Consider the following 12,397-nt stretch of genomic DNA (forward strand, 5'->3'; position numbering starts at 1 on the left):
AATGATTCTCATCTCGCTCAAAAGTGAACAGTTCTATTTCTATACTATTTCCGTCCGCGTCACCAAATCCAAAGTTGTCCGCGTCACCTTTCTTTTGGAAGTGTCGTTCAAGCGTCTATGAGCGGCAAGGTCAGGATGGCTTTAAACAGGTCGCCGTCGGTTTCGATTTTGAAGCAGCCTTTTTGGAGTTCGGCGAGGCTTTTGGCAATGGCAAGGCCCAGGCCGGAACCGTCGGTGGTGCGGGCAGCATCGCCTCGTACAAAGCGTTCTGTCAGGGTGTCATCCACGTCATCCAGCGGCAGAGCGGAAATATTTTTCAGGGTAATGACGGCGTTTTGCTCGCTGCGCTGGAGATCGAGGTAGACTCTGGAGCCGGGCATGGCGTACTTCAGGACGTTGAGGAACAGGTTCTCCATGATGCGCCAGAGGTGGCGGCCATCCGCATGGATGGTGAGGGGCTGGTCCTGAGGGGGCGTCGTCAATTTGAGCTCCAGGCTGGCTTGCTCCATGCGGTCGCGGACTTCACCGGCGGACTGATGGAGGAATTCCTGGAGGCTGAGAGGCTCGGCCTGGACGTTGAGATTGCCGGAGGAGGCTTTGGCGGCCTCGAAGAGATCCTCAGTCAGGGTCTTCAGGCGCTGGGACTTCTGGTCCAAAACGGCCAGATAGTCGGCTGCCTCGGGGGCGCTTAGGCCGGAGCGTTTGAGGAGATCAATGTAGTTGAGGATGGAGGTCAGCGGGGTCTTCAGGTCGTGGGAGACGTTGGTAATGAGCTCGGTTTTCATGCGCTCGGATTTGAGGGCAGTTTCCAGGGCGGTTTGGTAGCCCACGGCGATCCCGTTGACTTTGGTGGAGATGCTTTTGAGTCGGGCGGGGCCTTCCGGGACCATCGGCAAGCCTAAGTCACCGGCTTCAATGGCGGCCAGGCTGGTCTCAATCCGGGCCAGGACCTGATCCTGACGGATCAGATAGAGGGCCAGGAGCGCAATACCGGAGAGGTACACCACGCCGCCGACCAGAAAGCCTAAGACACCCAGGGTCGCAGTCAGAAGGCCGCCGAAGATTATGGTGAAGGCGTTGAGGGCGAGGAAGCCAGTCGCAATGAGGAGAGGCATGCGGTCCACCGGGCCGCTCCTTAGTCTGCGCAGCGCCTTGCGAATAGGCCTTGAAACGGCGCCAAAGCACTTTGAAGCGCACCAGACCACAAAAGTGTGGCTGAGCAGCGTGCCGGTTTTAAGTCGCTTCCAGGTCAAAGTCCAGGCGTAGAGGGCTAAGGCACCGCTTAGGACGAGAAAGAGTGCAGCGACGGGTTTCATCAGCAGCTCCCACTCGCTGTTTGCGAAGCCCAGGAGTTCACCGGCGAGGCCAACCAGCGCGACCTGGATCCCAATCCATAGAGCGAGGCCAAAGTCTACGAAGATTCGGTCGGTTTTAAGGAAGTGGACGTCGTCTGAGTCAGGACGGCGGCCGGACACCGCGGCCAGGAAAATGAGACCGGTAAGCATAATCATGACGCAGACGGCGAGAAGGATCAGGGTCTGGGTATTGTCCGCGAGCCAGGCTTCGTGCCAGTCGTTAGGGTCCTGAAGCTCCTCATAAGCCTGGCTGCTGCGGTAGTCAAAGTCGAACAGGGTGCCTTCTGCCTCGTCGTAAAGGGTATTTGAGAAGACCAGGCCTGCCGCCAGGATCAATAGAATGACTGCGGTTTTCGTCAGCCAGTGTCTGAAGAGATTAGTCCAGTTTTTCGATTTTGTATCCAATGCCCCACACCACCTTTAAGTATTTTGGGTCTTTCGGGTTGATTTCGATTTTTTCACGGATCCGCCGGATGTGGACCGAGACTGTATTTTCCGAGTTGATGGGCGTTTCGGACCAGACCTGCTCGTAGATTTGATCGGAGGAAAAGACTTTGCCGGCATTTGAAAGCAGGAGGCGTACGATGTGATATTCGTAGCGGGTGAGTTTGATAGGGTCACCATCGGCAAATACCTCTTTGGTTTCGTCGTCGAGAACCAGACGTCCGCTGCGGAAGGTGGACGGCTTCTCAGTGTACGCACCCAGGCTTGTAAAGCGGCGAAGCTGGGATTTAACCCGTGCCAGGAGCTCAAGGGGATTGAAGGGTTTAGCTATGTAGTCGTCCGCGCCCAGGTTGAGGCCTAGGATTTTGTCGGTGTCCTCGGTTTTGGCGGACAGCAGGATGATAGGCAGGTTGGAGTGTTCGCGGATCTGGAGAGTCGCCCGCAGGCCGTCCAGCTCAGGCATCATAATATCGAGGAGGATGAGCTGGATATCGTGTTTTTTGAGGGCTTCCAGGGCTTCGAGGCCATTGTAGGCCTTGACGACCTGGTAGCCTTCGTGATTCAGATAGATTTCAATGGCATCAGTTATGGCGCGATCGTCATCGCAGACTAAGATTTTCATAAGCTAGCTCCTAAGTTAATATGATGGCCCTGTGCGGTTGTCGCTGATAAAATCTGCCTTCCGTGCACTGCGGGCGTTGGCCTTGGTTTTTGGAAATCTGTATTCAAGCTCGAATAATTTCATCTTAACAGAAAAAAACGTCGAAAAACCTCTGATAATTCTTAAGATATTCTTACGATAGCTAGAGACATGCATAAAGTGAAGAAGCGCTGTCTCGCCGGGAGCTTGCTCACGGAGGGGCAGTGCTTCTTCACTTTATATTGGGCGCAGCCCGATACCGCTGCGCAGCCTGTCACCGAGCACAGCGAGGCGATAGGCGGAGCGAGGTGCACGTCTGTAGCGTAAAGTGTTCATTTCGCAACAAGGCGGAGCGAGGTGCACGTCTCATAGCGAACGTGAACCTGACATCAAGTTAAACATCAACCCCCAAAAAAGAACAAAGCCAGCGACCCCGCCGCATTCACGGCTAGTCACTGGCATAAATAAATACAGAATAAATCAGTCTCTATGAAACATTAACCCTTTGGCACAGCGTCACTTCTACTGTGTCCGTCAAAATGTCTGAATAACTGAACGATACACGGCGCTCTGTATCGAGGCCGGCGTTGATACGTACAGTGAAAACACTTGGATAAGCTACTTCGAGAATGCCCTCACGGACATTCGCCTTGCGCTTGCCCTTATTCGTCTTGAGAATTACGCGTTCCCCAATCAGACCTTCGACCGACTTTCGAATCTCTGCAAGTGTCGCTTTTGTCGCCAAGTTGACCACCATCCCATTCTCTATCACACTGTATAAATATTACCATACAGTCAGAGAAAAGTCAAATATTATACAATAGTAGTATTTAATCTGTCAACTAGGTTTTGTCGAAAAATGTCTGTTAGTTTTATATCAAGTACAAAATGTTCTCAAAAGCCTCAAATTGCTGCATTTAAGCAACTTTTTACAGACGATTCGAATGCATCTTTTGCCAACTGATCCGCATATTTTACCTCTGTTCTAACCTTTGATCGCTCGATATTAATATAAATTAACCAAATTTTAACCTTTTGGCTTTGTCTTCTCTTTTTCATACTTATTTTTATCTTACATTTTCCTCGTCAAGCTCAAATTACTCTATTTATCAGCTTTTTCCCCCGCCTCAGCCATCTCAGCCGCATGCTTCACCCGCTCCTCAGCCAACGCATCACCCTCCAGCCTGACCATGGCGAACCAATCTACCAAGCCCAGCTGAATCTGATCCGGCTCCAAAAGCCCCGTCATCAAAAAACGAGAATCAATCGAAAACAAGTCATCAAACAACTCATCCCGATCCCCTGACGTCATGGGCGCCTCAGACACGAAGGACTCACAAAAAGGTATAGACCGCTCCACGACAGCAGCAGGAAGTCTCACCCCATAGTGCTTGAAAATCTCCTCCGCCGCCCTTTGGTTGGCCTTCAGCACCGCCTTGAGATTCCGTCCGTAATCCGCGGCTTTGAGATGTCCGAATATCCGGCAGGTCAAAGGGCGGACCTCATAGATCATGCAGCGTCCATCCGCCTCCAGCATGGGGCATTTCATAGGACGGGCGAGTTCAAAGCGGGCATAGTCTTCCGCCCGATTGAGGGCCTCCGACCATCGGCCAGACGCCTCTAAAAAGTCCCGGATTCGAAGCCACTCCACAAAAAAAGTGCTGACGGATTCGGCGCAGCACGCGGTACAGCCGCTGCAGCGCCCTCCAGGCACCCTGGCATAGACCTCTGAAAGGCGCTCAAACAAGCCGTTTTCCCGGGCTTGATCAAACGCCGCTCTCCACCGGGCGTCGAGGTCCGGATCCCTGAATGTCGCAGACCCAGCTCCAGTTGCAGTCACAGTACCAGTCACGGTCTCACTTCTCTCCCTCATTCGCAGGCCCCTCCCAAATAGCAGTCCGCCGCATATTTGAGGCCCTCCAAATAATAATCACGCCCGCCATAGAAACTGGACGCCTCAAGCACAACCGGAGACTCAAAGGCCTTCAGTTGACGGTAGACAGAAGCAGGGTCGAAGGCCCATCCCTCCGACCTTTGTTGCCCGGGATGAGGGATCACGTGGTGAAATTCCTTATAAAATGGCGAGTTTCCATAATAATCATTCCCCCGGACTGTCCAGACGTGAAAGCCCAGGCAATAAGGGCCAAAGGTCTCGACAACCTGGTTAAAATCAAAACCGTTCATCAGACACGAAAAATAGAGATGACCCGTATCCAGCAGCGGCGCCAGTCTCGAATAACCATTCAAAGCTTCAATCCATTGCTCGGGTCGATTGAAATCCTTGTTTGACCCAAAATATTCCAGAGCCAGGACAGTGCCAAAGTTCTCCGCTATAGACTGAAGTTTTCCGAGGGCTTCATGGAGGATAGCATGGAAATCCAGGTCGTGATAGGCATTCCTATAGATCCCGGGAAAATGGATCACGTAATAATCCGGCTGATAGCGGCTGGTCAGCTGGCGCAGGTTCTCTTCCAGAAATCTGAAAGCCAGGTCCCGTTTCTCCGGATCCGGATCCAGGTAATAGCCGTCCAGATAATCGAAGGGAAACCAGTCATAGAGACAAAGCGGGAGATGGATTGTATAATCCAGACCCAGCGCTTTGGCCGTGTCCAGATCTAAAAAAATCCGCTCCAGCATGTCCTTATAAGGTCTGTGGCGCCCAAGACATACTTCTATCCGCGTAAAACCAAGCGCCGCAAGGGTCTCCACGTCAGCGTTGTTGGTGTTTGATCCGAGGCTTCGTCCCAGTTTGGCCGGACTCTGGGGCACCGAACTCATCCCCGTCTCTTCCGCACTTAAATTTTGGAATTCTGATTGAATGACCCTGTCCATTCGACTTTCCCTCCGGCACGGTGTTCCAAAAAACGGACCAGCGTTGTCGTTTGATTGATAAAATAACACGCTTTTGTCAAAGAAAAAAGTCCCGCAGGATGCAGGACTGATTATTGATAATGCTCAAAACAACTATGCTGTCTCCTGTTGTTATTATTATAACATATTTCGGTGTTTCTGCCCACTTCACCCACGGATGTTGAGGGGAAAATAACGGGACCATCGGCAGAGCTTTGGTCTTTAAGCCTTTAAAAGCTGAAGACCCTGCCGATGGTCACCCTCAGCAAACCTTTCCATCTAAGACTTCTTAGGGAACCACGGAAAGAACTTGCTCGTGACCGCCGCATAAGCCTGAAATTCGGGATTATTCTCATATTTTTTCTCAAGCATAGGCACCCCGGAGACGAACATCAACAGATACGTGATCACCGCGGAGCTGATGATGGTCGGCCAAAAGCCGGTCGTTCCAATAACAATGAGGAAGATCCCCCACCACATGGTGGCTTCGCCGAAGTAGTTCGGGTGACGGGTATACTGCCACAGCCCCGTCTTGATGACGTGTCCCTTGTTGGCGGGATCTTTCTTGAAGACCTCCAGCTGCTTGTCCCCCACAGACTCGAAATAAAAGCCTATGAGCCAGACTGCCGTGCCCAGGACCACCCAAAGGTTGACGGACTTGTCCGCCACCGTTATAGCGTAGAGGTACGCATAGGACACCACCGCCATAAAGACCGCCTGAAGAACGTAAACCTGCAGAAACGCCCTTGGAATGACCCACTTGCCCCACTCCCGGCGCCAGTTGGCGTACCTGAAGTCCTCGGGCTTGCCCCAGTTTCGCCGGTACAGATGGTAAAACAGCCTGACGCCCCAGACAGTGACCAATGCCACAAGCAGCAAGGACACCGCGTCCAGGTTGCCGTAATAAAACAGCGACGCCCAGCCCACGACCACAAAACCCAAGCCCCAGCCAAAGTCCACCACGGCATTATTCTTTACTGCAGTCCCCAGAATAAAGAATCCCATGAAATAGAGAAAAATCACGAGCCAAGAAAACCATAACAACCCTGACATATTACCAGCCTGCTTTCTCTTGTAGGTAGGCAATCGCCGTCGCGCCCTCGCCTGCTGTCGCGCCGACTACCGGTGAGATTTCCGCGATAAATTCCGGCGGCTTGCCGGTGAGTTCCTCAAAGATTCTGGCCAGTTCCATCGCCCGGTCCAGGCACGCGGCATGGACAATGACGTATTCCTCCAGGCCATATTTCTCAATGTCCGCGCTGACGGACTTCACCAGTTTTTTCATGACCGCGTTGAAGGTCAGCTTGCCGCCATAAGCTTTGCCATGGCCTTCCCTGTCCAAAGTCATCAGCGGCTTAAGGCCTATGACTTTGGCGACTTTTCCGACACTTCGGCTCACCCGGCCGCTGCGCTCCAGATATTTGACCGTATCTACGGAAACCAGGATCTTAACCCGGTCCCGCATTGCCCGCATGATCTCGACGACCTCTTCGAAGCTGCGCCCTTCTTTGGCCATGTCCACAGCCTTCTTGACCATTAGACCCTGAGCTCCTGAGTTTTTCAGCGTGTTCAGGACTTCGATCTTACGGCCGCGCTTTTCGACCACGGGTTCGAGGCCCTTGATCATGCCATAGGTGCCGCTGAGCTTGTCTGACACCGAGAGGACCAGAATGGCTTCGTAATAATCGCTGAGGAACATCAATAGATTCTCGACATTTTTAATGGCCGGCAGCGAGCTCTGAGGCTGATCCTTGAGAGTCTTGTTCAATTCGTAGAAGTGGCCCACGGACACCGTCACACGGTCCAGGTGCACCACGCCCCCAATTTCCAGCTGCAGCGGGATCACCGAGATCTGGTGCTCATCAATGAAGGACTGCGGCAGGTCCGCAATGGTATCCGTCACAATGGCAAACGGGTATTTCCTGTGGTTGCGGATATCCACCTGAATCTTCATATCGTCGACTTTGATGGCATCCAGCTGGCCCACGCGGCTCAGCGCGTCAAACATTGGCTCCGGGCTGTTGGTGTGAAGATGCACCCTGAGCTTGTCCTCCCCCCCGGCAATGACCAGGGAATCCCCATAACGCGCCGCGATCTCCCGGATCTCTTCCACATTCATGCCTTTGTCTTTTCCCTTTTCCCGGCGCGTCAGCAAGGTCTCGCAGCAGTAGCGGAACTCGCCCAGAGTCTCATGGGCTTCAGCGCTCCTTGGGTGGGCCTCGGTTGGAATCACAGAAATCCTCTCAATCCCCGCCTCCCCATGCTCAATATAGCGCTTGATACCTTCGAGGAAATGGTAAAAGCCCTTGGCGCCGGCGTCCACCACGTTGCTTTTTCTTAACTGCTCCAGCATTTCAGTCGTCTTCTTCAGCGCGACACCGCTGTCTGACAGCGTACGCTCGGCGTACTCCAGTATTGTGGCAGCCTTATCCTTGTGCTTCTCCAAAGAATGGATCCACTCCCGGACTACTGTCAAAATGGTGCCCTCCACAGGATTGAGCATGACGCCGTAAAGCCGCTTCAGCGCCCCTTGAAGGCTGTGAATCAGCTCATCCTGGGTCAGCGTCTCCTTGCTCTTGACCTCCATGTACCAGCCGTAGATCAGCTGGGCGAAAATCAGCCCGGAATTGCCCCGGGCGCCCATCAGCGCGCCATCCGCAGCACTGGAAAGCACCAGATCCACCTCGTTCTCAAGGCGTAGATTCTCCATCACGGCCTTCATGGTCGAGGTCAGATTGGCCCCCGTGTCCCCGTCCGGGACGGGGAATACATTGATGCGGTCCAGCTCGCTCTTATTTTGAATCACCTCATTGGCTCCTGCCAATATGGCATAATACACATGTCTTCCATTGATTGAATTGGCGGTCATTTGCGATCCCTCCTCGCGGGTATTATTACCCAGTTTAATCTCGTCTTCGACACTTTTTGAGAATTTTTATTCTATTTTTGGAGTGATTGCATGACGAAGAGGGGGGGCAGCGGAAGCTGCATAACCCCCCGTTACCGTGTCGCCAGCGCGGAGGAGAAAAGCCGGCAATAGGTCTTTTACACATCCGCTGATCCCCCCTTATACTCAATACCAAAAAATCCCCTTGAAGCCCAGACCGTTTCGTCTATGCCCCAAAGGGATGTTTCTTTTGCCGATTGTCGCTACTCCAGCTAGGACACTATCTCTGCCCCGTCACTTAACGCTCACATTGCCGCTGACTGTGGACAGCTCCAGCGTAAACTTACCACTGCCGGCCGTCGCTTCAATGAGGCGGTCCTCTAGGACTTTTACGTTTGCCTCAGGGCGTTCGAGCGCAAGGGTCCCCGAGGTGGACGTGAGTTTAATCTCATGGTTGAGGGGCGCCTCGCAGGTCAGTTCAACCGTCCCCGAAGTCGTCTCCATGCGTCCGTCCCCCCTAAGTGCAGTTAGCTTCAGCATCACTGCGCCGGACACCGTCTTCACGTCCAGCTGGTCTGCGCTGCCCAGGAATTCCACGTCACCGCTGACGGAACCAAGCTCAAGGTTTCGTGCCTCAAGCCCTTCCACATAGACTCTGCCAGAAACCGACCCGGCGGAGACATTGCCCTCAAAAGGCGCTGTCCCTGGCGAACGCAGCTTGACCGCTCCGGAGACGCTTTGAAGCTCAAGATCGCCGGACAACGACTCCGGTATTTTCACCATTAATCTCAGGTTCGTGGATGTAAAGGAATGCGGGAGCGTCAGCCCACGATCGATGTCGATCTCCAGCCGGCCACCCTCCGACTTATGAATTCGTATTTTTGGCATATCCGTATCCAGCGGCGCAATGTAAGTCCCCGTCAGCTTAATTTCAATATCCTCTCTGGCTTCACGGGTCACTTCAACCGACTCAAACACTGTTTCAACAGCCAGTCCTTCAGTCGCGTTCTCGCTGCTGACTTCCACTGTCCTGGTCTCGTCCAGCTCAAAACGCTGGCTCCCGGCAAGGGGCGCTAATTCCTCGCCCTGCAGTCTGTCGATCAGATCCGGTCCGGCTTCACGCAGTGCGAGCATAGCAATGCCGCCGCCAATCAGAAGCGCTGCAATCAACCAAAGCGCAATTTTTCTCACTTGGATTACCTTCTTCCTTTTTTAATTTTACAGGGAGAAACAGGGCGTTCTTCGCCAAGTCATCCTACCCAATCAGTTTTGCTTGATGATCTTGACGTTAAGCTTCAGATATTTCAGTGTCACTTGATAAAACAGCTGAGTCAGTTTGATGGCCGCGAGGAAGATCAGTCCGCCAAGGGCTGCGAGGGCAACCCCCGCTCCGAGAATAGCCACAATTAAAGTGCCCCCAACAATCCCGGCTGGGATCAACGCAGGCGCGAACGCCACCGAACCCGTCACCGCCGCGACAACCCCGCCGAACACCAGACCAATGCCCGCTACTATCAGCGACACAGCCACCGCGTAGACCGCGACCAGAATGCCCACCAGCGCCAGGTAAGGTCCAAGAATAAAGATGATATTAAAAAGTCCGAGGCCTATGGACGCCAGTACCGCCCTAAACAGATTCACAGAGCTTGGCTTTTCCTCTGCCCGCTGAATCACTTTACTCAGTCGGAACTGTTTCGCGACCACCTCCGGCCTGCCCAGCTGCTCAAGGATGGCTTCTTCTGTCTCACCACTTTCGAGGGCTGCATCAAAGTGCTCCTCATAATCGTACAATATATCATTCCGCTCCGCCTCCGGCATGCCGGAAAGCGCGCTTTTAAGCTGAGTCAAATAAGTCTGCTTGTTCATTCCCCGTGCTCTCCTTCCACAATTAAGTTGACACCCGTCACGAACCGCCGCCATTCCGCTGCCAGCGCGGCCTGCTCCTGTCGCCCCCGCGCCGTCAGCGTGTAGTACTTACGCGGCGGCCCCTCTGAAGACTCCTTCAGATAAGTCGTAAACATGCCGTCATCCATCAGCCTTCTCAGCAAAGGATAGATAGTACCTTCAGAAATAGTGATATTTTTTGAAATTTCCTGAACCAGTTCATAGCCGTAGCAGTCCCTGTGGCTCAGTATAGATAGTACGCACAGCTCCAGAACACCCTTCTTGAATTGTATGTTCACAGAGGATCGCCTCTTTTCTGCTTTTTCATGGTTACAGCATATCACAGGGTACCTTTTTATGCAAGGTAGCAAGTATTAAAAGAATCTTAAATACCAGGTTGGGGACGCGGACAAGTTTTGAGTTGGTGACGCGGACAGCTTTTGAGTTGGTGACTGTCACCAACTCAATTTTTGTACCAGAGCTGAACCTCGAAACCATTGGAAAAACACACTTTCTCAAATTGATACCTCTGCACGGTCCCAAGCCCCAACTACACCCCCGCACCAGTCACCCAAGCCCAACCACCCCCGCCCGCGTCACCAACAAGCCTGCCCCAGCACCGCGTCCCCATTCTCTTGGAAGTGTGCGCCCGTGGGCGCACAGCGAAATTGAACCTGTTGCAGACTAATTCGAAACGAAATCTAAAACTAAACCACACCAATCAAAAACCAAATACAAAGCAAAAACGCCGCTGAACCCGGAATCCCGAATCAAGCGGCGTTTAACTCTTTATTGCTATTGATGTTTTCAGCGAGCGCTTTTTGAAAGAACACTCTCTCAGCCCTTAAACTGTTTACTCGACCAACCTATTTCTTTATAATCTCGTTCAAAGCAGCAACTGTGCCGGCAAAACCCTGAAGGTCTGAAGGCACAATAATTTTCGTCGCCTGGCCGTTCGCCATTTTTTCAAGGGCCTCAAAGCTCTTGATGGCAATAACCGCAGGGTCCGCGCCAGCTTCACGAATCATTTCAATGCCTTTGGCCTTAGCGCCTTGGACTTTGATAATCGCTTCCGCTTCACCTTCTGCTTCGCGAATCTGAACTTCCTTCTTAGCTTCAGCACGAAGAATTGAGGATTGCTTTTCGCCTTCCGCCTCAAGAATCATAGACTCCTTAGTACCTTGTGCCACGAGAATCTTGGAATTCTTTTCACCTTCCGCACGAATAATGGATTCACGTCTCTCACGCTCAGCGCGCATCTGTTTTTCCATGGCATTCTGAATGTCTTCAGGCGGAATGATGTTCTTGACTTCAACGCGGTTGACCTTGATGCCCCACGGATCTGTCGCTTCATCCAGGATCGCGCGCATCTGGGTGTTGATCAGGTCTCTGGAAGTCAGCGTCTCGTCCAGCTCCAGTTGGCCAATAATGTTTCTCAGCGTCGTCGCTGCAAGATTCTCAAGGGCGACAATAGGACGTGCAACACCATAAGAGTATAGCTTTGGATCTGTAACGGCATAATAAATGACCGTGTCAATTTTCATGGTGACGTTGTCCTTGGTGATGACCGGCTGCGGAGGAAAGTCGACTACATTTTCTTTCAATGAAACGCGGTTTGCCACGCGGTCAATAAATGGAATCTTAAAATGGAGACCCACGCTCCAGGTTGTCAGAAAGGCGCCAAGGCGCTCAATGACATAAGCCTGAGCCTGCGGTACAACCCTGATGTTGGTGATGATCAACAAAATCGCAAAGAGAAAGAGCAGTGCTGGAATGATGAGCCTTAAAATGTTCATTAATGTTAGCCTCCCTTTTAGTGTGCTGCAAATGCTGATTTCGACATGCCTGAATGGTCATCAGGTCATGCTTTCTTGACGATGAGCTTGACACCCTCCACCGCTATGACCTGAACCTTCGCCCCGACTTCAATGGGCTCTCCGTCTTCAGACAAAGCACTCCAAATCTGGCCGTTGATTTTAACCTGGCCAGTCGCATAGCGCTCAATGGCTTTTAAAACAGGTCCGCTCTGTCCAATCACAGCCTCCACATTGGTTTTTTCGCTCCCGATATGAAGAAAATTCTTGGCCAGAGGTTTGGTGAAGTAGATCAGTACTGCTGCCGATACTAAAAAGACGCCAATCTGAACCGGCACAGACAATCCGATCATGGCCGCCAGAAGTGCTATAAGCGCGGCGCCAGCAAACCAGATGGTGGTAAGACCCATGGTCAGTGCCTCTAGAACTGCAAAAATGATGATGAGCGCGATCCAGATGACAGATGGGCTCAGGCTGGTTAAGAAACTCATAGCGGGTCAGCTCCTCTTGGTTGAAACTTTTG

Annotated in this window: 12 protein-coding genes; all 12 read right to left on the reverse strand. The window is 52.4% G+C overall.

Annotated features, from left to right (window positions below; translation table 11 throughout):
- Positions 1–107: 107 nt before the first annotated feature.
- On the reverse strand, positions 108–1,760 hold the full coding sequence (locus OEL90_RS06115; protein WP_300687543.1) for a sensor histidine kinase: 1,653 nt from the start codon (positions 1,758–1,760) through the stop codon (positions 108–110).
- Positions 1,732–2,421, reverse strand: a complete 690-nt coding sequence (locus OEL90_RS06120) for a response regulator transcription factor (protein ID WP_300687545.1) — start codon at positions 2,419–2,421, stop codon at positions 1,732–1,734. Before OEL90_RS06120 ends, OEL90_RS06115 begins: the two co-directional genes overlap by 29 nt.
- 505 nt (positions 2,422–2,926) lie before the next feature.
- Positions 2,927–3,184 carry a Veg family protein gene (locus OEL90_RS06125; RefSeq protein WP_291400783.1) on the reverse strand — a complete coding sequence of 86 codons (258 nt, stop codon included), beginning with the start codon at positions 3,182–3,184 and terminating at the stop codon, positions 2,927–2,929.
- A 357-nt stretch (positions 3,185–3,541) separates the two neighbouring features.
- The gene (locus OEL90_RS06130; RefSeq protein WP_300687546.1) at positions 3,542–4,312 is read right to left on the reverse strand and encodes a YkgJ family cysteine cluster protein; all 771 of its coding nucleotides are present in this window, start codon (positions 4,310–4,312) and stop codon (positions 3,542–3,544) included.
- The gene (locus tag OEL90_RS06135; protein WP_300687547.1) at positions 4,309–5,271 is read right to left on the reverse strand and encodes a TIM barrel protein; all 963 of its coding nucleotides are present in this window, start codon (positions 5,269–5,271) and stop codon (positions 4,309–4,311) included. Before OEL90_RS06135 ends, OEL90_RS06130 begins: the two co-directional genes overlap by 4 nt.
- 297 nt (positions 5,272–5,568) lie before the next feature.
- Positions 5,569–6,342 carry a DUF1295 domain-containing protein gene (locus tag OEL90_RS06140; RefSeq protein WP_291400789.1) on the reverse strand — a complete coding sequence of 258 codons (774 nt, stop codon included), beginning with the start codon at positions 6,340–6,342 and terminating at the stop codon, positions 5,569–5,571.
- A 1-nt stretch (position 6,343) separates the two neighbouring features.
- Positions 6,344–8,158 carry a DegV family protein gene (locus tag OEL90_RS06145; protein ID WP_300687550.1) on the reverse strand — a complete coding sequence of 605 codons (1,815 nt, stop codon included), beginning with the start codon at positions 8,156–8,158 and terminating at the stop codon, positions 6,344–6,346.
- 312 nt (positions 8,159–8,470) lie between these two features.
- Positions 8,471–9,367 carry a DUF4097 family beta strand repeat-containing protein gene (locus OEL90_RS06150; RefSeq protein WP_291400793.1) on the reverse strand — a complete coding sequence of 299 codons (897 nt, stop codon included), beginning with the start codon at positions 9,365–9,367 and terminating at the stop codon, positions 8,471–8,473.
- 72 nt (positions 9,368–9,439) lie between these two features.
- Positions 9,440–10,042 (reverse strand): HAAS signaling domain-containing protein, encoded by a 603-nt coding sequence (locus OEL90_RS06155; RefSeq protein WP_300687552.1) that lies wholly within the window; start codon positions 10,040–10,042, stop codon positions 9,440–9,442.
- Complete coding sequence (locus tag OEL90_RS06160) at positions 10,039–10,359, reverse strand: PadR family transcriptional regulator (RefSeq protein ID WP_291400798.1); 321 nt, start codon at positions 10,357–10,359, stop codon at positions 10,039–10,041. Before OEL90_RS06160 ends, OEL90_RS06155 begins: the two co-directional genes overlap by 4 nt.
- 567 nt (positions 10,360–10,926) lie before the next feature.
- Positions 10,927–11,856 carry an SPFH domain-containing protein gene (locus tag OEL90_RS06165; RefSeq protein ID WP_291400800.1) on the reverse strand — a complete coding sequence of 310 codons (930 nt, stop codon included), beginning with the start codon at positions 11,854–11,856 and terminating at the stop codon, positions 10,927–10,929.
- Positions 11,857–11,921: 65 nt separating this feature from the next.
- Positions 11,922–12,365: an NfeD family protein gene (locus OEL90_RS06170; RefSeq protein ID WP_300687555.1), complete on the reverse strand. Its 444-nt coding sequence runs from the start codon at positions 12,363–12,365 to the stop codon at positions 11,922–11,924.
- Positions 12,366–12,397 lie beyond the last annotated feature (32 nt).

It is taken from the genome of Acidaminobacter sp., assembly GCF_030247605.1.
In the GTDB taxonomy this organism is placed as follows: Bacteria; Bacillota; Clostridia; order Peptostreptococcales; family Acidaminobacteraceae; genus Acidaminobacter.

Bases quoted from the DNA above. Each gene is read 5' to 3' on its own strand.
- OEL90_RS06140 (WP_291400789.1), bottom strand. From the start codon at position 6,342: ATGTCAGGGTTGTTATGGTTTTCTTGGCTCGTGATTTTTCTCTATTTC.
- OEL90_RS06130 (WP_300687546.1), bottom strand. From the start codon at position 4,312: ATGAGGGAGAGAAGTGAGACCGTGACTGGTACTGTGACTGCAACTGGA.
- OEL90_RS06165 (WP_291400800.1), bottom strand. From the start codon at position 11,856: ATGAACATTTTAAGGCTCATCATTCCAGCACTGCTCTTTCTCTTTGCG.
- OEL90_RS06135 (WP_300687547.1), bottom strand. From the start codon at position 5,271: ATGGACAGGGTCATTCAATCAGAATTCCAAAATTTAAGTGCGGAAGAG.
- OEL90_RS06120 (WP_300687545.1), bottom strand. From the start codon at position 2,421: ATGAAAATCTTAGTCTGCGATGACGATCGCGCCATAACTGATGCCATT.
- OEL90_RS06170 (WP_300687555.1), bottom strand. From the start codon at position 12,365: ATGAGTTTCTTAACCAGCCTGAGCCCATCTGTCATCTGGATCGCGCTC.
- OEL90_RS06155 (WP_300687552.1), bottom strand. From the start codon at position 10,042: ATGAACAAGCAGACTTATTTGACTCAGCTTAAAAGCGCGCTTTCCGGC.
- OEL90_RS06145 (WP_300687550.1), bottom strand. From the start codon at position 8,158: ATGACCGCCAATTCAATCAATGGAAGACATGTGTATTATGCCATATTG.